Below are 17786 nucleotides of genomic sequence, written 5' to 3'. Positions count from 1 at the left end.
GACCGCTTGCCGTTCAGGCGGCCGGGTACGGGAACTCCTCCTCACGGGGGCGGTGCACCGGCAGCCACCGCTCGGCGTAGGCCACCGCGTCCGCCACCGGGAACAGCCGTACGTCCGCCGCGCCCACCTTCCCGCGTACGACGGGCCGGTCCCGTTCGAAGTCGTGGCCCAGTTCGTCGAACCGGTCGGAGTCGATCGAGACCTCGATCACCGTCTCCCAGCCGCCGCCGGGCGCCGGCCGTCCGACCTCGACGCGAGGCGCCGGTATGCGGTACTCGGCCAGGTGGAAGCTGGTGCAGGTGCCGTAGCCCGCGCCGAGCAGGAGCACCCGGGCGCCCAGCTTCTCCAGCCGGGCCAGCGGGCTGCGCTCGCCGAGCCGGCAGTCGGGCGCGTGTCCGCCGGTGATCTCCTTCGCGCGCGGGCCGAGGGCCGCGAAGGAGGTCTGCGGATGCGCGCTGCGCAGGGCGCCGGGCCAGTTCCGCACGGTCTCGGGGACCACCCCGACTCCGCGCGAGGGGGTGATCAGGGGGTCGTACGGGGGCATGGTGGCCCGGATGCGGTCCCACCACTCCTCGGGCACCGGGGGGTTCCCCCACACGGCCGGGTCGGACTGGTCGCCGGTCTGGGTGGGGACCACGAGCGTGCCGGAGGGGCCCAGCGCGTCGAGGAGGCCCTGGACGACGGCGACGGCGCCTCCGTTGACCCAGCCGAGGGAACGGAGGGAGGAATGCACGAGGAGGGTCTCGCCGGTCCCGACACCCAGCAGGCGCACCTGCGAGGCGACGGTGTCCCGAGTGACAAGAGGGCCGGTCGGAGGGGGTGTGGGCATGCTTCGGGAGTCTTCACGAAGGTGCCGTGGAACGCTACCGATTCCGCCTCGCGGGTGTCCGGGAATGATCGATCAAAAGATCGTTTCCGCAGGTCGGATTAGGTATGCCTAAGTGATGCAGGGCACCGCCCGGTGATCCGGACGCCGCTTGTCAGTCTCTGAGGAATTACGCAACAATGGCGTTGTGAAAAACGTCGACGTGGCTCGGGAGACCCCGGTGGGGCCCCCTCAGGAGGAGCTCGCGACCGGAGAGCGCTCGACGCGCAACCGGGTCGCGCGGTCGATCCTGGACCACGGCCCGTCGACCGTCGCCGAACTCGCGGGCCGGCTGGGCCTGACCCAGGCGGCCGTCCGGCGCCACCTGGACGCGCTGGTCGCCGACGACGTCGTGGTGGCCCGCGAGCAGCGGGTGTACGGCACGCGCACGCGTGGCCGTCCCGCGAAGGTCTTCGCGCTCACCGACTGCGGACGGGACGCCTTCGACCAGTCGTACGACAAGCTGGCCGCGGACGCCCTGCGCTGGATCGCCGAGCGCGAGGGCGGGGCGGAGGCGGTCGCCGCCTTCGCCCGCGCCCGGATCGCCGCCCAGGCGGGCGCGTACCGCGAGGCGATCGAGAGCGTGAGCCCCGACAAGCGCGCCGAAGCGCTGGCCAAGGCCCTGAGTGCGGACGGGTACGCTGCTACGGCGCGTAGCGCACCGGTCGGCGAGCAGCTCTGCCAGCACCACTGCCCGGTCGCCCATGTCGCGGAGAAGTTCCCGCAGCTGTGCGAGGCGGAGACGGAGATCTTCGCCGAGCTGCTGGGTACCCACGTCCAGCGACTGGCGACCATCGCGCACGGCGACGGCGTCTGCACGACGTTCATTCCCAAGATTTCCACTGACGCACCTGCAAGCACGGCCGGGAGGAACCCCGCATGACTCTCCCCACGGAGACTGCCCACCCCGAACTCGAGGGCCTGGGCAAGTACGAATACGGCTGGGCCGACTCCGACGTGGCCGGTGCGTCCGCGCGCCGTGGCCTGAACGAGGACGTCGTCCGCGACATCTCGGAGAAGAAGTCCGAGCCGGAGTGGATGACGAAGCTGCGCCTGAAGGGCCTGAAGCTCTTCGAGAAGAAGCCGATGCCGAACTGGGGGTCGGACCTGTCGGGCATCGACTTCGACAACATCAAGTACTTCGTGCGCTCCACGGAGAAGCAGGCGGAGTCCTGGGAGGACCTGCCCGAGGACATCAAGAACACCTACGACAAGCTGGGCATCCCGGAGGCCGAGAAGCAGCGCCTCGTCGCCGGTGTCGCCGCCCAGTACGAGTCGGAGGTCGTCTACCACCAGATCCGCGAGGACCTGGAGGAGCAGGGCGTCATCTTCCTCGACACCGACACCGCCCTGAAGGAGCACCCGGAGCTCTTCAAGGAGTACTTCGGCACGGTCATCCCGGTCGGCGACAACAAGTTCGCGTCGCTGAACACCGCCGTGTGGTCCGGAGGCTCCTTCATCTACGTGCCGAAGGGCGTGCACGTCGAAATCCCGCTCCAGGCCTACTTCCGCATCAACACGGAGAACATGGGCCAGTTCGAGCGGACCCTGATCATCGTCGACGAGGGCGCCTACGTGCACTACGTCGAGGGTTGCACGGCCCCGATCTACAAGTCGGACTCGCTGCACAGCGCCGTGGTCGAGATCATCGTCAAGAAGAACGCCCGCTGCCGTTACACGACCATTCAGAACTGGTCGAACAACGTCTACAACCTGGTCACCAAGCGCGCCGTGGCGTACGAGGGCGCGACCATGGAGTGGATCGACGGCAACATCGGCTCCAAGGTGACGATGAAGTACCCGGCGGTCTACCTGATGGGCGAGCACGCCAAGGGCGAGACCCTGTCCATCGCCTTCGCGGGCGAGGGGCAGCACCAGGACGCCGGCTCCAAGATGGTCCACATGGCGCCGAACACGTCTTCCAACATCGTGTCGAAGTCCGTGGCGCGCGGCGGCGGCCGCACCTCCTACCGCGGTCTCGTCGAGATCGGCGAGGGCGCCGCCGGATCCAAGTCGAACGTGCTGTGCGACGCGCTGCTCGTCGACACGATCTCCCGCTCCGACACGTACCCCTACGTGGACGTTCGCGAGGACGACGTGTCCATGGGCCACGAGGCGACGGTCTCCAAGGTCTCCGAGGACCAGCTCTTCTACCTGATGAGCCGTGGCCTGAGCGAGTTCGAGGCGATGGCGATGATCGTGCGCGGCTTCGTCGAGCCCATCGCCAAGGAGCTGCCCATGGAGTACGCCCTCGAGCTCAACCGGCTGATCGAGCTGCAGATGGAAGGCGCGGTCGGCTAACCCGCCCCGTCGGTCAGCACACGTCTTACTCAGAGAGAGAGCACTACGACAGCCATGGCTGAGGCTCAGAACATCCCGGTGGGCTCCACCACCGCCGGCCAGATCGCGGTGGCCGCCGAGTCGACCGTCGCCACGCGCATGAGCGCGCCCCCGTCCTTCGACGTGGCGGACTTTCCGGTTCCGCACGGCCGCGAGGAGGAGTGGCGCTTCACCCCGCTGGAGCGGCTGCGCGGGCTGCACGACGGCACCGCGGTCGCCACCGGTGACGGCGTGAAGGTGGACGTCCAGGCCCCCGAGGGCGTGATCGTCGAGACCGTGGGCCGCGACGACGCCCGCATCGGCAGGGCCGGCACCCCCGTGGACCGCGTCGCCGCCCAGGCGTACTCGGCGTTCGAGAAGGCCGGCGTGGTCACCGTCCCCAAGGAGACGGTCCTCACCGAGCCGATCCGCATCGCCGTGCACGGCGAGGGCGGGGTCGCCTACGGCCACCAGGTGATCGAGCTGGGAGCCTTCGCCGAGGCCGTCGTCGTCATCGACCACACCGGTGACGCCGTGCTGGCCGCCAACGTCGACTACGTCCTGGGCGACGGCGCCAAGCTGACCGTCGTCTCCGTCCAGGACTGGGACGACAAGGCCGTCCACGTCGGCCAGCACAACGCGCTGATCGGCCGGGACGCCACCTTCAAGTCGTTCGTGGTGACCTTCGGCGGTGACCTCGTGCGTCTGCACCCGCGTGTCTCCTACGCCGGGACCGGCGGCGAGGCCGAGCTGTTCGGCCTGTACTTCACCGACTCCGGCCAGCACCAGGAGCACCGCCTCCTCGTCGACCACAACACCCCGCACTGCAAGTCGAACGTCATGTACAAGGGCGCGCTGCAGGGCGAGAGCGCGCACGCGGTCTGGATCGGCGACGTGCTCATCGAGGCCAAGGCCGAGGGCACGGACACCTATGAGATGAACCGCAACCTGGTCCTCACGGACGGCGCGCGCGTCGACTCGGTGCCGAACCTGGAGATCGAGACCGGCGAGATCGTCGGCGCCGGCCACGCCTCCGCCACCGGCCGCTTCGACGACGAGCAGCTCTTCTACCTGATGGCCCGCGGCATCCCGGAGCACGAGGCCCGCCGCCTGGTGGTCCGCGGCTTCTTCGCCGGGCTGGTCCAGCAGATCGGTGTCGCCGACATCGAGGAGCGCCTGCTCGCCAAGATCGAGGAGGAGCTGGAGGCTTCGGTCGCATGACCTTCGTACGCGCCTGCGGGCTGAGCGAGCTGGAGGAGGACACCCCGAAACGGGTGGAACTCGACGGCACGCCGGTCTCGGTCGTGAAGACCGAGGGGGAAGTGTTCGCCATCCACGACATCTGCTCCCACGCGAACGTCTCGCTCTCCGAGGGCGAGGTCGAGGACTGCCAGATCGAGTGCTGGCTCCACGGTTCCGCCTTCGACCTTCGCACCGGCAAGCCGTCCGGCCTCCCCGCGACGCGCCCCGTCCCCGTATACCCCGTAAAGATCGAAGGGGACGACGTGCTCGTCTCCCTCACCCAGGAGTCCTGAGGCACCCATGGCAACGCTTGAAATCCGAGACCTGCACGTCACCGTCGAGGCCGACAACGCCACGAAGGAGATCCTCAAGGGCGTCGACCTCACCGTGAAGCAGGGCGAGACGCACGCCATCATGGGCCCCAACGGCTCGGGCAAGTCGACCCTCGCCTACTCGCTCGCGGGTCACCCGAAGTACACCATCACCAGCGGCACCGTCACCCTCGACGGCGAGGACGTCCTGGAGATGTCCGTCGACGAGCGTGCCCGCGCGGGCCTGTTCCTGGCGATGCAGTACCCGGTCGAGATCCCCGGCGTCTCGGTCTCCAACTTCCTGCGCACCTCCGCCACCGCGGTCCGCGGCGAGGCCCCGAAGCTGCGTACCTGGGTGAAGGAGGTCAAGGAGACCATGGAGCGCCTCCACATGGACCCGTCCTTCGCCGAGCGCAACGTCAACGAGGGCTTCTCCGGCGGTGAGAAGAAGCGCCACGAGATCCTTCAGCTGGAGCTGCTCAAGCCGAAGGTCGCGATCCTCGACGAGACCGACTCCGGCCTGGACGTCGACGCCCTGCGCATCGTCTCCGAGGGCGTCAACCGCGTCCGCGAGACCGGTGAGGTCGGCACCCTCCTGATCACGCACTACACGCGCATCCTGCGCTACATCAAGCCCGACTACGTCCACGTCTTCTCCGCGGGCCGGATCGTCGAGTCCGGCGGCGCCGAGCTCGCCGACAAGCTGGAGGACGAGGGCTACGAGGCATACACGAAGGGTGGCGCATCCGCGTGACACAGCTGCCGGGCCTCCTCGACACCGAGGCGATCCGCAAGGACTTCCCCGTCCTGGACCGACTGATCCACGACGGCAAGAAGCTCGTGTACCTGGACAACGCCGCGACCTCGCAGAAGCCGCGCCAGGTACTGGACGCCCTGAGCGAGTACTACGAGTGCTACAACGCCAACGTCCACCGCGGTGTGCATGTGCTCGCCGAGGAGGCCACGGCGCTGTACGAGGGCGCGCGCGACAAGGTCGCGGAGTTCATCAACGCGCCGAGCCGCGACGAGGTGATCTTCACCAAGAACGCCTCCGAGTCCCTGAACCTCGTGGCGAACATGCTGGGCTGGGCCGATGAGCCCTACCGGGTGGACCACGAGACCGAGATCGTCATCACGGAGATGGAGCACCACTCCAACATCGTGCCGTGGCAGCTGCTGGCGCAGCGCACGGGAGCGAAGCTGAAGTGGTTCGGCCTGACCGACGACGGCCGGCTGGACCTGTCCAACATCGACGAGGTCATCACGGAGAAGACGAAGATCGTCTCCTTCGTGCTGGTGTCGAACATCCTGGGCACCCTGAACCCGGTCGACGCGATAGTCCGCCGCGCCCAGGAGGTCGGCGCGCTGGTGTGCATCGACGCCTCGCAGGCCGCTCCCCACATGCCGCTGGACGTGCAGGCCCTCCAGGCCGACTTCGTGGCCTTCACCGGCCACAAGATGTGCGGCCCGACCGGCATCGGCGTCCTGTGGGGCCGCCAGGAGCTGCTCGAGGACCTGCCCCCGTTCCTGGGAGGCGGCGAGATGATCGAGACCGTCTCGATGCACTCCTCGACCTACGCCCCGGCGCCGCACAAGTTCGAGGCGGGCACGCCCCCGATCGCCCAGGCGGTCGGTCTCGGCGCAGCCATCGACTACCTCCAGTCGATCGGCATGGACAAGATCCTCGCCCACGAGCACGCGCTCACCGAGTACGCGGTGCAGAAGCTGAGCGAGGTCCCGGACCTGAGGATCATCGGCCCCACCACGGCCGAGGACCGCGGGGCCGCGATCTCCTTCACGCTGGGTGACATCCACCCGCACGACGTGGGCCAGGTCCTCGACGAGCAGGGCATCGCGGTCCGCGTCGGCCACCACTGCGCGCGGCCCGTGTGCCTCCGCTACGGAATTCCTGCGACCACGCGAGCGTCGTTCTATCTGTACTCCACACCCGCCGAGATCGACGCACTGGTCGAGGGGCTGGAGCACGTTCGGAACTTCTTCGGCTGAGAGGCGTGAGCTGAAACCGTGAAGCTGGACTCGATGTACCAGGAAGTCATCCTGGACCACTACAAGCACCCGCACGGACGGGGCTTGCGGGATGGCGACGCCGAGGTGCACCACGTGAACCCGACGTGCGGCGATGAGATCACCCTCCGCGTGAAGTACGACGGCACGAAGATCGCGGATGTCTCGTACGAGGGCCAGGGCTGCTCCATCAGCCAGGCCTCCGCATCCGTGCTGAACGAGCTGCTGGTCGGCAAGGACGTGACCGAGGCGCAGAAGATCCAGGAGACCTTCCTGGAGCTGATGCAGTCCAAGGGGCGGATCGAGCCGGACGACGCGATGGAGGACATCCTGGAGGACGCGGTCGCGTTCGCCGGTGTCTCCAAGTACCCCGCCCGGGTCAAGTGCGCCCTCCTGAGCTGGATGGCGTGGAAAGACGCGACGGCCCAGGCGCTGGGTGGCGCCGCCGCCGAAAGGAAGACCGCATGAGCGACACCGTGGAGATGAAGCCGGCCTCGGAGGAAGAACTCCGCGAGGCCCTGATGGACGTCGTCGACCCCGAGCTGGGCATCGACGTCGTCAACCTCGGCCTGATCTACGGCATCCACGTCGACGAGGCCAACATCGCCACCGTCGACATGACCCTGACGTCGGCGGCCTGCCCGCTGACGGACGTCATCGAGGACCAGGCCAAGTCCGCCACGGACGGCCTCGTCAACGAGCTGCGCATCAACTGGGTCTGGATGCCGCCGTGGGGCCCGGACAAGATCACGGACGACGGCCGCGAGCAGCTCCGGGCGCTCGGGTTCAACGTCTGAGAACACCTCACGTGTGAAGCGGCGGCACCCGCACGGGTACCGCCGCTTTCGCATGCCCAGCCCGGCCCGCCCACCCGATTCGTACGACGAGGAGGACGCGCGGGGGGCGCTGGTTCGGGTGATCCCCTGAACCGGCGCCCGGCACGTGAGACACGGTTCGCTCCCACACCCCGCCTCACGTTAGGTTTTTCCCATGACCGACTCTGCTTCCCGCACCACCGGCGCCGTGGCCGCCGGCCTCGCCACGATCGCCTCCGACGGCACCGTTCTCGACACCTGGTTCCCGGCCCCCGAGCTGGTCGCCGAGCCGGGCCCCGCCGGCACCGAGCGGCTTTCCGCCGAGCAGGCGGCGGAGCTGCTGGGCGGCGGTGCGACCGCGGCGATCGGCCCGGACAACCGCCGAGGTGTCGAGGTGGTCGCGGTCCGCACGGTCATCGCCTCGCTGGACGAGAAGCCCATCGACGCGCACGACGTCTATCTGCGCCTGCACCTGCTCTCGCACCGCCTGGTCAAGCCGCACGGACAGAGCCTGGACGGCATCTTCGGCCACCTCGCCAACGTCGCCTGGACCTCGCTCGGCCCGGTCGCCGTGGACGACATCGAGAAGGTGCGGCTGAACGCCCGCGCCGAAGGCCTGCACCTGCAGGTGACCTCGATCGACAAGTTCCCCCGCATGACGGACTACGTCGCCCCGAAGGGCGTCCGCATCGCCGACGCCGACCGGGTCCGGCTGGGCGCGCACCTCGCCGAGGGCACCACGGTCATGCACGAGGGCTTCGTCAACTTCAACGCCGGCACCCTCGGCACCTCCATGGTCGAGGGCCGGATCTCCGCCGGTGTCGTGGTCGGCGACGGCTCCGACATCGGCGGCGGCGCCTCCACCATGGGCACCCTGTCCGGCGGCGGCAACGTGATCATCTCGATCGGCGAGCGCTGCCTGATCGGCGCCGAGGCGGGCGTCGGTATCGCGCTCGGCGACGAGTGCGTGGTCGAGGCCGGCCTGTACATCACCGCCGGCACCCGGGTCACCATGCCCGACGGCCAGATCGTCAAGGCCCGCGAGCTGAACGGCGCCTCCAACATCCTCTTCCGCCGCAACTCGGTCACCGGCAAGGTCGAGGCCCGCCCGAACAACGCGGTCTGGGGCGGCCTGAACGACATCCTGCACAGCCACAACTGACGCACCCCGCATGGAGCGCCCTTCACCCCGGGTGAGGGGCGCTTCGTCGCCCGTCACGGACACCTACGCGACACACCTGCCCGGTTCACGGCCCACCTGGTCAGTCCGAGCGTCGGTAAATCGGCGTGGGCCGCGATCGCCTCGGTCTTCCGAAGGACCCCGTCCGGACGCTCAATGGTCTTGACCGTGAGACGTTGCCCTCCCGCTCAGCGGCTCGCGGAAGCCGGGCGGCGACCACCACCGGCAGGACCGGCAGCCGGTGTTCGCCGAGAGGTGATCAGACCGCGCCCGGGGTGTCCGCCACGAGCCGTCCGTACAGCGTCAGCAGCCCGTCGGCCGTCTCCCGGCCGGCGGGCAGCAGCGGTGCGCGCACCGGGCCGGCGGGCAGTCCGAGGCGGGCCAGCAGTGCCTTCGTGGTGACCGTGCCCGGCAGGCCCGCACCCATCATCGCCTCGATCAACGGCATAGCCTCCAGCTGGAGTTCCCTCGCCCGGGCCGTGTCGCCCGCGTCGAAGGCGTCCAGGATCGCGGAGACATGGGCCGGTACGGCGTTGCCGACGGTGCTCACGCAGCCCGCCGCGCCGACCGCGTAGAGCGCGAGCACGTGCTCGTCGCAGCCGGCGTAGTACGCCAACTCCGTGCGCGCCAGCACCTTCTGGGTGCCGAGGAAGTCGTAGGAGCAGTCCTTGACGGCTACGATCCGCGGGTGTTCCGCGAGGCGGATCATCGTGTCCGGTTCGATCCGGGTGCCGGTGCGGCCCGGGATGTCGTAGAGCATCACCGGAAGGCCGCTCGCGTCGGCGACCGCCAGGAAGTGGGCGGCCACGGCCTCCTGCGGCGGCCTGCTGTAGTACGGCGTCACCACCAGCACGCCGTCGGCGCCCGCCTGCTCCGCCGCGAGGGCAAGTCCGACCGTGTGCCGGGTGTCGGACGAGCCCACGCCCGCGACCAGCGTCGCCCGGTCGCCGACCGCCTCCCGGACGGCCGCGATCAGCTCCGCCTTCTCCGCGTCCGTGGTGGTGGGCGACTCCCCGGTGGTGCCGTTCAGGACCAGGCCGTCGCAGCCCTCCTCCACCAGCCGCGCGGCCAGGCGCCCGGCTCCCTCCGGATCGAGGGCGCCGCCCTCGGTGAACGGTGTGATCATCGCGCACAGTGTGCGTCCGAAGGGCGGGGCGGGCTTGTGTGTGCTCGTCATGGGAGTAGTCTCGGCGCGGCCCTATGTGAAGCTCTACTTAATTCTTCTGCGCAGTACTGCTAAGCGACTCTAATGTGTCCGGGGTTGGGCCGGAGGTCCTGTGTCCAACTCGGCACTCATGGGTCACTATGGCCGGAGGGTCACCGACGTCAGGTCATGGGAGGCACCATGAAGCTGGGCAAGGCACTGGCCACCGGGGTCGCCGAGGAGCGGCCGCTCGTCCACGAGGACGAAGCACGGCTCCCCGAGGACATCGTCCGCACCGAACCGGCCGAGCCGGCTCGCGAAGAGGCCCCGGCCACCCGATGAGACTGCGGCTCCCGGCCGAACGCCCCACGGAGCCGCCGACCGGATACAAGATCGCACACCCGGTGCTGTCCCAGGACGGCACCCGGGCCGGGTTCACCGGCGTGTCGCTGGGCGGGGCACTGCCGTACGGGGTGCTCGACGACGCCTCCTGCGTCTACGGCCGAAGACACCGCCCACCCGCGCGGCTGTGCGACTGCGGCTTCCACTGCGTCCACGACCGTATGGCCGCCGAGGCCCTGCTGTGCACCGCCGAGCACCGCACGGTGGCCCTGCTCGAGGTCTCCGTGCTCGGCGCCTACATCCGCTTCGAGCGCGGCTTCCGCTACGCCCGGCAGCGGGTGCGTACGGCGACCGTGGGCGCCTGCGGCTGCGGTGCCGGCGCGGTCGGGCTGGCCGACGCCGGCTGGGGCAGACCCGGCTGGCGGGTCCTCGCGCCCGTCTGCGCGGGCTGTGTGCGCGGGCGTACGTCCGTCTCCCTCGCGGGGTTCGCCCGGCTGGCCGGGGAAGGACTGCGGGTGGTCCCGGGAGGCGGCGGTGCAGCGGACCCGTCCGCCGAGTTGATGCCCGACTCCGGGCCGGGCGTGCCCGAACTCGTCGCCGAGGCCGCCCTTTTGCAGGCACGTCTGGACTGGTTCCAGACCCAACTGGCCCGCCTGGGTGAAGGCGGGGGCGGGGGAGCGGAGCAGGGCTAAGGGTCCTCGGGCCGGGTACCCGGATGTTCCGTACAGAGAGGAGGCGGACACCGTGACCGTGACCCCGCACGCACGGCCCGCGGCCGACGGGCACCCCTCCACCGGTGAACTCGTCGGCCGGGCCACCGAACAGTTTTCCCGGCTCCTGCGGCAGGAGGCCGCCCTCGCCAAGGAGGAGCTGACCGAGAAGGGACGTCGCGCCGGACGTGGCGGCGGCCTGCTCGGCGCCGCGGGCGCCGTCGGGTACGTCGGGCTGATCACCCTGGCCGGCGCCGCCACCGCCGCACTCTCCCTGGCGCTGCCCGTGTGGGCGGCGGCACTGATCGTGGCGGCGGTCTTCCTCGCTGTAGCCGGCCTGCTGGCCGCGGCCGGACGCGCCCAGCTGCGCCGTGCCGCCCCGCCCGCACCCGAGGAGACACTCGGCAGCGTCAGGGCGGACGTCGACGCGATCAGGGAAAGGGCACACCGATGAGGCACAGGACTCAGCACGGCTCGGGCGCCAAGGGCCCCGACGAGCTGCGGCAGCAGATCGAACAGACCAGGAACCAGCTCGGCGAGACCGTCGCGCAGCTGGTGGACAGGGCCGATGTGAAGGGCCGGGCCCGCGCCCGGGCCGCCGACCTGAGGGACAAGGCCGGCGCCATGACGGTTCAGCTGCGCGTGAGCGCCGCCCAGGCGGGGCACACCGTGCAGGACCGGGCGGCCAGGACCGGGCACGCGATGCAGGACCGGGCGGCCCACGCCGGACACGCCGTCCAGGACCGGGCCGGCCGTGCCGGTCACGCCGTCCAGCTCAGGGCCGGGCGCGCGGGCCACGCCGTGGAGGGCTCCGTCCCGCAGTCGCTGCGCGGTGCGCTGCCGATCCTGGCCGTGGGTGTGCTGGGCGTGGCCGCCGTGACGGCCGGCATCGCCTGGAGCAGGCGGCGCCACCACTGAGCGCGGGCGCGGAACACAGAGGCTCCATCCCATCCCACCCTCTCACCGGAAACCTCGTCCTCCTGGACAGGGAGTTCTCGGTGGGAGGGTGGACCCGTGCTCGACGTGAACAGGATCGAGGACTCGACGCGGCCGTATCGCTCGACCCGGTACGGGTCCGGCTGCTCGCCCAGTGGGCCGCCGAACCGGCGTCGGCGGCGAACCAAGCCGGCCGGGGAGCGCCGCAAGGGCGGCGTCACCGAGCGGCTGACGCGCGCGACCGCCGCGTCGTACGTCAGCTCGCCGGCCGCCCTCTCCGCCGTACAACCCGACCCTGACCGCTTCCGTGACCAGCTCTCCGCACGCTGGCCCCTCGCGCTCGGCGCCCGCCTCGTGCGGGGCGTCGGCACGCTGATCAACGGCGCCCCGAAGGCCCGCAAGCGCCCGAGGAGGCGTGAGAGGCGGGTCACCACCTGAACCGGCGGCCATCTGTGGCCGATGGATCCGCCCGAGCCGCAGGGGGGCAACATCAGCGTGCACGACTTCGCGCAGGACGCGGACGCCCGGCGAACGAGGCCGGCCGGCAGGACTGGCTGGACGGCGTGTTCAGCCAGTCCTGAGCCCGCCGGGCCGGAACTACGGGCGGAACCGCAGCACCTGCGGGTCGTGGTCGCTGATCTGGTCGTGGAACTCCGAGTTGATGTGCACGCTGTCGTACTCCAGGTCGCAGCCGCGCCGGATCGCCGGGCTGACCAGGATCTGGTCCAGGACCTGCTGGTTGCCCTGGTAGTCGTAGGTGTAACGCTCGCTCCGGGGCAGCGACTTGATCGCCGACCACAGCTCGCCGTCACCCTCGAGGATCTTCGCGGTCCCGGAGAACTCGAAGTCGTTCATGTCGCCGAGCGCGATGACGTCCGCGTTCTTCTGGACGGCCAGGATGTCCTTGACGAACGCGTGCACCGCGGTCGCCTGTGCGTGGCGCTGGATCTCCGAGCTGCGCACCGGCGGCTGGTACTGCGCGGTCAGCCCCTGGTCGCCGCCCTTGGAGTTGAGGTGGTTGGCGATCACGAAGACCGTCTTGCCGCGGAAGGCGAACTCACCGGCCAGCGGCTTGCGGCTGTTGTTCCAGGCCGCGTCGGCCGGGGCGAGCCGGCCCGGGGAGGCCGTCAGCTGGGCCTTGCCGTGCACCTTGGTGACGCCGACGGCGGTGGTGGAGTCGCCGCCCGCGCGGTCCACGAAGGACACCCGCTCCGGGTTGAACAGGAAGACCTGGCGGATGTTGCCGCCCGGCTCGCCGCCGTCCTGGTCGTTGACCGGGTCGATCGAGCGCCAGTCGTACTTCGGGCCGCCCGCCGCGACGATCGCGTCGATCAGCTTGTGGACGGTCTCGCTCGCGTCGACCGTGCCGTCGTCCTTGGCGCCGTTGTTGTCCTGGATCTCCTCCAGGGACACGACGTCCGGCGACTGCAGGTTGTTCACGATCGCGGCCGCGTGCTTGTCGAAGGTCGCGTCCGACGGGTCGAGGTTCTCGACGTTGTAGGTCGCCACCGCCAGCTCGCGACTCGACTGCCTCTGCGTCGTCTCGCGCTCCAGGCCGCCGGTCTTCAACGTGCCGAGCTTGCTCGCGACGAGGGTGTAGCCGCCGAACTGGTTGAAGTCCAGCGGGCCGGCGGTGGGGCCGGCGAGCGTGTCACCGACGTTCGCCTTCGGGAAGTCGGCCGTCGAGCCCAGCGACTGGATCTGCAGCCGGCCGGTGTTCTGGGAGTCGTAGGAGCCGTAGACCGTGCCGCCGCGGCGGCTGCGGTGCTCCCACGGCTTCACCGTGACCCACAGCTCGCTGTGCGGGTCGGTCGCGGTGACCACACGTGCGTCGGTGACCTGGACGTTCATGCCCTCCAGGGACTCGTAGCGGTCCAGGGCGTACGTCGACGGCTCCAGGCTCAGGCCGTTGATCGAGCCGCTCGCGGCCGGGTCGCCGGTGGGGGCGTACTCGTCCGGTACGGAGTCCTCGTCGACGACGACCGGCGCCGGGACCGCGTTGCCGGCGGAGACGGTGGTGATCGCCGGCTTGGTGATCTGTGTCAGCGACTGGTTGCCGGAAGAGGTGCCGCCCGGCACGTACTCGGAGACCGTGCCGGTGACCGTGACCGAGTCACCGACCGCGACCTTCGGCGCGGAGCCGGTGAAGACGAACACGCCCTCACTGGTGGCCGGGTCGTCGTCCGGGGTCGGGTCCTGGACCCAGAAGCCTTTGGAGGAGCCGTAGCCGCGCGTGGCCGTGACGATGCCGGGCACGTCCGTCACCTTCTGGCCGGCGAACGGCGATATGCGGGTGGTGCCCTGGATGTCGTGGATGCGCACCGAGTCGGCGTGCGCGGGGGAGATGAGGACGACGGACGCCGCGCCGCAGGCGGCGGCGACGGTGAGCGCGGCGAGGCGCGCGGAAGACCTGCTCGGCAAGGGTTCCCTCCGGGGACGTGCGTGAGCGCCGGGACGAGGGTGGAACGGAAGCGTGTGGGGCTCGTGGCCCTCTGTGACACGCGTAGAGCCGAGTGAACAGTTGTCCCCCCAACTTCTACGCGCGTCAATCTCCTGCCTGGTACCGGGAGTTGTCAAGGTTTCGGCCATACACGGCGGCTGACGCAGAGATGAACCGGGCGGCATGGGTGGAAATCCGTCTAGGCTGAGCGGCTGAGCCCGTTCACGGTCCGAGGAGAACCAGCCGATGTCAGACAGCTCCCCCCTGCCGCCCGTACGGCTGCACCCCGAAGCGGAGCTGGCGCGTGCCGCGCTGTCCACGCCGTTGCTCTCCCGCGCCGCCCGTCTCGCCCGCTGGGCCGGCCCAGAGACCCGCGTTGACGCCGGAGGCGGGCTCGTCGAGGAACAGCTGCCGGCCGCCGCCGAACTGCTCGGACTGAGCGGTGACGACGCCGCCGCCTACGCCAGCGAGGCCTGGCGGATCGCCGTGGACGCCGGCCTGGTCGAGATCCTGGACGAGGAGACCGGGACCGTGGCGGCCGGCGCGGACCTGGCTCTGCTCACCGGCGGCTCCCCGCAGGACGTGCTCACCGTGTGGCTCGCCGCCCTGGAGACCGTGATCGCGGACGCGGGCGTGCCCGACCTGGACGGACTGGTCGACGCCCTGGACGAGGGCGGCGAGGTCGATTTCTCGTCACTCGACTGGGACCCGGAGGCCGAGGCGGAGTTCCTCCACGGAGTCCTCGGCAATCTCTACCTGCTCACCGTCAGTGAGGACGGATCCGGTGAGGGCCCCGTCCCGCTGCCCGCCCTCGCCGCGTCGATGATCCTGCCCGACGACATGGGCGAGCCCACCAACGACGTCCTGGAGCAGGTCTCCGACGCCATGATGCGGCTCGACGACCAGTTCCGGATGCTGGAGCCCATCGGCTTGGTGGAGTACCAGCCGGTGGACGAGGCGCTCATGGCAGACGCCGAAGAGGAGCCCGCCGCACCGGTCGACGACACCGACGTCTCCCGCTACGGCATGGTCCGGCTCACCCCGCTCGGCGCCTACGGGCTGCGGACGCGACTGCTGGAGGCCGGCTTCGAGGCACCCGCCGTCGGCGAACTCGTCGACAAGGGCGCGGACGCGCTGCTCGACGGCACGGGGGGATTCGGGCAGTCCGCCGCGCGCGCCGAGACCGAGCAGTGGCTCGCCCGTCGCGAACCCCTCGCCGCCGCACGGGAGTTGCTCACGGCTGCACGGGGCGCGGATGCCGGGGCGCCGCTGCGCAGGCTGCGCTGCCAGCAGGCGCTGTCGCTGGTGGGCGCGGAGGCCGAGCCCGCGCTGCGGGAAGTCCTCGACGACCCCGAGCTGGGCGGGCTCGCCCGGGTGTGGCTGAGCGAGCGGGGAGCCGCCGGCGTGCCGGCGCCCTCGCAGGAGCTGGTGTTCTGGCTGACCATCGACACGGTTGCCGCGCAGCTGGCCGCCGAGGGCAACTCCGAGGAGCTGCAGGCGCTGGTGGAGGGGCTGGCCGAGCAGCACAGCGGGTTCTTCGCGGCCGCTTGGCGGGTGGAGCATCCCGCGACGGCCGACGTGCTGGAGGCGATGGGGCGGCTGCATCCGGACAAGAAGGTGGCGAAGGAGGCCCGGAAGGCCGCGTTCAAGGCGCGGTCCCAGCAAGGGGCGTGAGGGCCGCCCGGCATGGGGCGTGAGGGCCGTCAGGGTCGCGCTCGGTCGGCACCGGCGGGCTGCGCCCTGCGGGCAGAGCGCCGTTGCGGCGGGAACGAGTGCTGGGCTGCTCGGTGTGATGGTGGGGGACCCGCGGCCGGTCCCGGTGCTGCTCTTGCCGGCCATGGGGCAGTGCCCACGGATTCATGGAACAGGAGCCTCCGAAGCAGCCCGGCGTTCAACTCCTGTTCAGAAGCGGGCGGGAGCGTGTGCGCCGAACCGAGGCCCGCCACCCTCCACGGCACGCCCACCGTCACAGGAGACACCATGTCGCTCACCCGCAGGGACTTCGCCAGAACATCCGCGATCACCGGTGCCGGGGTCGCACTGGCGGGCAGCGTCGGCGCGCTCGCCACCGCGCCGAACGCCCTCGCGTCCACGGAGACCGACACCGAGAACGCGGACGGCGCGTCGGCGCACGGCCACCACGGCGTCGGCTACGGCCCACTGCTCCCCGACCCGGACGGCATCCTCGCCCTGCCCGCGGGCTTCGAGTACCGGATCATCACCTACAGCGGCAGGACCAGGCTGGAGTCCGGCCAGTTCACGCCGTCCAACCACGACGGCACCGCCACCTTCGACGGCCCGCGCGGCACCACCCTCCTCGTCAACAACCACGAGCTGGCCGGCGCCCGCGCCCAGTGGCCGCACCCGGTGCCGCTCACCGAGGGCCTCGTCTACGACCCGGCGGCGGCCGGCGGCTGCACCGTCGTCGAGGTCCGCCGGAGCGGCGAGGTCGCCGAGTGGGTGGGCATCGCGGGTACCGCCACCAACTGCGCGGGTGGCCGCACCCCGTGGGGCACCTGGCTGACCTGCGAGGAGACCGAGGACAAGGCCGGCAAGAACGGGTTCACCAAGGACCATGGCTACGTCTTCGAGGTGGACCCGGAGGACCGCCGGGCCAACCGCGACCCCAAGCCCATCAAGGCGCTGGGCCGCTACGCCCACGAGGCCGTCGTCGTCGACCCCAGGCGCGGCCACCTCTACCTGACCGAGGACGCCTCCGGCCCCAACGGCCTGCTCTACCGCTGGACCCCGCCCGAGGGCTTCCGCCACGGCCGCGGCAGGCTCCGCACCCTCGCCGACGACGCGGGCGTTCTCCAGGCCTTCATGTGCTTCGACGCCGGCGGCGAGTTCGTCGACGACCTCTCCCGCGCCACGAGGACCGGCACCGTCTACGGCGTCGACTGGGTGGACGTCCCGGACCGCGATGCGAGGACGGTCTCGACCCGCAAGCAGTTCGCCGGCGGCCAGATCACCCGGGCCCGCAAGCTGGAAGGCATGTGGTGGGCCGACGGCGGCGCCTACATCGTCTCCTCCTTCGCCCGGGAGGAGAGCCCCGTCCAGCACGACGGCCAGGTCTGGTTCTACGACCCCAAGCGCCGCACGCTGACCCTCAAGGTGCTGCTCGGCGTGAACCCCGCCCCGGCCAAGGACGGCACCTTCGACGGCCCGGACAACATCACCGTCTCCCCATACGGCGGCCTCGTCATCGCCGAGGACGGCGAGGGCGTCCAGCACCTGTTCGGCGCCACCGACAGCGGCCGCACCTACCCGATCGCCCGCAACGAGCTGAACATCGGCACCGAAGAGGAGCCCGAGTACAGCGAATTCACCGGCGTCACCTTTTCGCCCGACGGCCGCACCCTGTTCGCCAACATTCAGGACCCCGGCATCATGCTGGCCATCACCGGGCCCTGGAAGCGGCAGAAGCGCGGCTGAACCCCACGCTTCGGCGACCTGG

General features: G+C 70.5%; 18 protein-coding genes and 1 pseudogene. 16 read left to right on the top strand and 3 right to left on the bottom strand.

Going from position 1 to position 17786, the window contains the following annotated elements:
- Positions 1-13: 13 nt before the first annotated feature.
- The gene (locus tag ABZ079_RS18170) at positions 14-829 is read right to left on the bottom strand and encodes an AAC(3) family N-acetyltransferase (protein ID WP_356940432.1); all 816 of its coding nucleotides are present in this window, start codon (positions 827-829) and stop codon (positions 14-16) included.
- 184 nt (positions 830-1013) lie between these two features.
- On the opposite strand from ABZ079_RS18170, the gene ABZ079_RS18165 reads away from it, so the two are divergent.
- The 9 genes from ABZ079_RS18165 (at position 1014) to dapD (ending at position 8739) form a co-directional block, all read left to right on the top strand.
- A complete protein-coding gene (locus ABZ079_RS18165; RefSeq protein ID WP_356940431.1) occupies positions 1014-1748 on the top strand; it encodes an ArsR family transcriptional regulator in 735 nt (244 codons plus the stop codon).
- Positions 1745-3166 (top strand): Fe-S cluster assembly protein SufB, encoded by a 1422-nt coding sequence (sufB, locus tag ABZ079_RS18160; protein ID WP_356940430.1) that lies wholly within the window; start codon positions 1745-1747, stop codon positions 3164-3166. Before ABZ079_RS18165 ends, sufB begins: the two co-directional genes overlap by 4 nt.
- Positions 3167-3220: 54 nt before the next feature.
- On the top strand, positions 3221-4405 hold the full coding sequence (gene sufD / locus ABZ079_RS18155; protein WP_356940429.1) for a Fe-S cluster assembly protein SufD: 1185 nt from the start codon (positions 3221-3223) through the stop codon (positions 4403-4405).
- Entirely contained in the window at positions 4402-4719 is a 318-nt protein-coding gene (locus ABZ079_RS18150) for a non-heme iron oxygenase ferredoxin subunit (protein WP_356940428.1), read from the top strand. Before sufD ends, ABZ079_RS18150 begins: the two co-directional genes overlap by 4 nt.
- A 7-nt stretch (positions 4720-4726) precedes the next feature.
- A complete protein-coding gene (sufC, locus tag ABZ079_RS18145) occupies positions 4727-5491 on the top strand; it encodes a Fe-S cluster assembly ATPase SufC (RefSeq protein ID WP_356940427.1) in 765 nt (254 codons plus the stop codon).
- Positions 5488-6744: a cysteine desulfurase gene (locus ABZ079_RS18140; RefSeq protein WP_356940426.1), complete on the top strand. Its 1257-nt coding sequence runs from the start codon at positions 5488-5490 to the stop codon at positions 6742-6744. Before sufC ends, ABZ079_RS18140 begins: the two co-directional genes overlap by 4 nt.
- Positions 6745-6762: 18 nt before the next feature.
- Complete coding sequence (sufU, locus tag ABZ079_RS18135; protein WP_356940425.1) at positions 6763-7230, top strand: Fe-S cluster assembly sulfur transfer protein SufU; 468 nt, start codon at positions 6763-6765, stop codon at positions 7228-7230.
- Positions 7227-7559 (top strand): metal-sulfur cluster assembly factor, encoded by a 333-nt coding sequence (locus ABZ079_RS18130; RefSeq protein WP_350957500.1) that lies wholly within the window; start codon positions 7227-7229, stop codon positions 7557-7559. The genes sufU and ABZ079_RS18130 overlap by 4 nt, the downstream gene beginning before the upstream one ends.
- Positions 7560-7752: 193 nt before the next feature.
- Positions 7753-8739 (top strand): 2,3,4,5-tetrahydropyridine-2,6-dicarboxylate N-succinyltransferase, encoded by a 987-nt coding sequence (dapD, locus tag ABZ079_RS18125; RefSeq protein ID WP_356940424.1) that lies wholly within the window; start codon positions 7753-7755, stop codon positions 8737-8739.
- 277 nt (positions 8740-9016) lie between these two features.
- Here the strand turns inward: dapD and dapA are convergent, their stop codons facing one another.
- Positions 9017-9934 (bottom strand): 4-hydroxy-tetrahydrodipicolinate synthase, encoded by a 918-nt coding sequence (dapA, locus tag ABZ079_RS18120; protein ID WP_356940423.1) that lies wholly within the window; start codon positions 9932-9934, stop codon positions 9017-9019.
- Between the two features lie 168 nt (positions 9935-10102).
- Between dapA and ABZ079_RS18115 the strand changes: the two genes are divergently transcribed.
- The 5 genes and pseudogenes from ABZ079_RS18115 to ABZ079_RS18095 form a co-directional block, all read left to right on the top strand.
- Positions 10103-10243, top strand: coding sequence for a hypothetical protein (locus ABZ079_RS18115; RefSeq protein WP_356940422.1), 141 nt, complete (start codon positions 10103-10105; stop codon positions 10241-10243).
- The gene (locus tag ABZ079_RS18110) at positions 10240-10935 is read left to right on the top strand and encodes a hypothetical protein (protein WP_356940421.1); all 696 of its coding nucleotides are present in this window, start codon (positions 10240-10242) and stop codon (positions 10933-10935) included. The genes ABZ079_RS18115 and ABZ079_RS18110 overlap by 4 nt, the downstream gene beginning before the upstream one ends.
- Positions 10936-10987: 52 nt before the next feature.
- On the top strand, positions 10988-11407 hold the full coding sequence (locus ABZ079_RS18105) for a phage holin family protein (protein ID WP_356940420.1): 420 nt from the start codon (positions 10988-10990) through the stop codon (positions 11405-11407).
- Positions 11404-11871, top strand: a complete 468-nt coding sequence (locus ABZ079_RS18100; protein ID WP_356940419.1) for a DUF3618 domain-containing protein — start codon at positions 11404-11406, stop codon at positions 11869-11871. The genes ABZ079_RS18105 and ABZ079_RS18100 overlap by 4 nt, the downstream gene beginning before the upstream one ends.
- Positions 11872-11967: 96 nt before the next feature.
- Positions 11968-12294, top strand: a pseudogene (locus ABZ079_RS18095) (ArsR family transcriptional regulator); the annotation flags it as partial.
- Positions 12295-12486: 192 nt separating this feature from the next.
- On the opposite strand, the gene ABZ079_RS18090 reads toward ABZ079_RS18095, so the two are convergent.
- Positions 12487-14310, bottom strand: coding sequence for an endonuclease/exonuclease/phosphatase family protein (locus tag ABZ079_RS18090; RefSeq protein ID WP_356940418.1), 1824 nt, complete (start codon positions 14308-14310; stop codon positions 12487-12489).
- 265 nt (positions 14311-14575) lie between these two features.
- Here ABZ079_RS18090 and ABZ079_RS18085 point away from each other — a divergent pair, with 265 nt between their 5' ends.
- Complete coding sequence (locus ABZ079_RS18085; RefSeq protein WP_356940417.1) at positions 14576-16003, top strand: hypothetical protein; 1428 nt, start codon at positions 14576-14578, stop codon at positions 16001-16003.
- A 306-nt stretch (positions 16004-16309) separates the two neighbouring features.
- Complete coding sequence (locus ABZ079_RS18080; protein ID WP_356940416.1) at positions 16310-17764, top strand: alkaline phosphatase PhoX; 1455 nt, start codon at positions 16310-16312, stop codon at positions 17762-17764.
- Positions 17765-17786 lie beyond the last annotated feature (22 nt).

Source organism: Streptomyces sp. NPDC006314, assembly GCF_040613075.1.
Taxonomy (GTDB): Bacteria; Actinomycetota; Actinomycetes; order Streptomycetales; family Streptomycetaceae; genus Streptomyces.
This window is presented reverse-complemented; position numbering and strand designations above follow the sequence as displayed.